2 protein-coding genes are annotated in these 1,393 nt (G+C 67.0%); both read left to right on the top strand.

Annotated features, from left to right (window positions below):
* Window positions 1-711: group II intron maturase-specific domain-containing protein (locus ACFQ87_RS46415; protein WP_380617082.1), on the top strand; the 711-nt coding region annotated here is incomplete at its 5' end.
* Between the two features lie 19 nt (window positions 712-730).
* Window positions 731-1,315, top strand: a complete 585-nt coding sequence (locus tag ACFQ87_RS46420; RefSeq protein WP_380617083.1) for an IS3 family transposase — start codon at window positions 731-733, stop codon at window positions 1,313-1,315.
* The last annotated feature ends 78 nt before the right edge of the window (window positions 1,316-1,393 follow it).

A 1,393-nucleotide genomic window follows, 5' to 3' on the forward strand; every position in this document is an offset into this window, starting at 1 on the left:
AGCCGGATGCGGGAGAACCGCATGTCCGGTTTGATGCGGCGGGGACTGGAAACGGAGACTCATCCACCGCGCCAGTCCCCGACCCTACTCGACCTGTGGATGGCTCGGGAATTCCCCACCATCCGGTTCGAGCGCTATGTGGACGACGCGGTGGTGCACTGCGTCAGCGAGAGCCAGGCCCGCAAGGTCGCCGGCGCGATCGCGGAGCGGATGGTCGAGGTCGGGCTGCGGCTGCACCCGGAAAAGACCAGGATTGTGTACTGCCAGGACGGCAGGCGCCGGAGAGCGATCGCGCACACGGCGTTTACCTTCCTCGGCTACACGTTCCGGCCTCGCGGAGCGCGGGACAGGAACGGGAAGATGTTCCTCTCGTTCAGCCCCGCGATCAGCAAAGACGCCTTGAAGAAGATCAGCGCGACGGTGCGGTCCTGGCGGCTGCACCAGCGCACCGGTCAGTCCTTCGCCGACCTCGCACGGAGGATCAACCCCATCGTGCGGGGCTGGATGAACTACTACGGCGCCTTCTACCGGTCGGCGCTGTATCCCCTTCTGTCGCGCATCAACGCCTACCTGATGCGCTGGGTCCGCAAGAAGTACCGACGGCTGCAGGGACGCCGCCGAGCCCAGAAGAAGTGGCAGGAGGTCACCGCACGGTACCCCCGTTTCTTCGCTCACTGGGCCTGGGTGAACACCATCTCCGCAGTCTGGTGACCAGGATGACAAGAGCCGTATGAACCGAGAGGTTCACGTACGGATCTGTGAGAGCCGGGGGCTGCGATGCCCCCGGCTACTCGACCGCAACCGCCCGGCCCAGCCGACCGTCCGCGAGGTTCGGCGGGCTGAACTGGCCGAGCGGATAAGGCACTTCTTCACCGCGTCCGGCGACACCTACGGCTCTCCGAGGATCACCCTCGACCTGTGGGCGGAGGGCTGGCAGGTGTCCGAGAACACCGTCGCCAAGATCATGGCCGAGCTGGGCCTGCACGGTCGCAAGCCCCCGCGCCGGCGTCGGTCGCTGACCAGGCAGGGCAAGCGGAAGGCGGCCCGTGACCTGGTGCACCGCCACTTCGACGCCGTGGCGCCGAACGTGCTGTGGGTCGGTGACATGACCGAGATCGACACCGGCGAGGGCAAGCTCTACCTGGCCATGGTGATCGACCTGTTCTCCCGCCGCCTGCTCGGCTACGCGATGGGCGCCCATCACGACGCCGCCCTGGTCAGCGCCTCGCTCAAGATGGCCGCGGCCACCAGGGGCGGCCAGGTGGACGGAGTGATCTTCCACTCGGATCGCGGCAGCGAGGGCGGTTTCAACTGATCGTCGCAACACCTCGATCCAGGAGGATGTTGTGGCTCAGGGAAGGGCGCGTGCAGCGCTGAAGGCGGGTCGTCCGCC

Source organism: Kitasatospora sp. NPDC056531 (assembly GCF_042794375.1).
Classification (GTDB): Bacteria; Actinomycetota; Actinomycetes; order Streptomycetales; family Streptomycetaceae; genus Kitasatospora.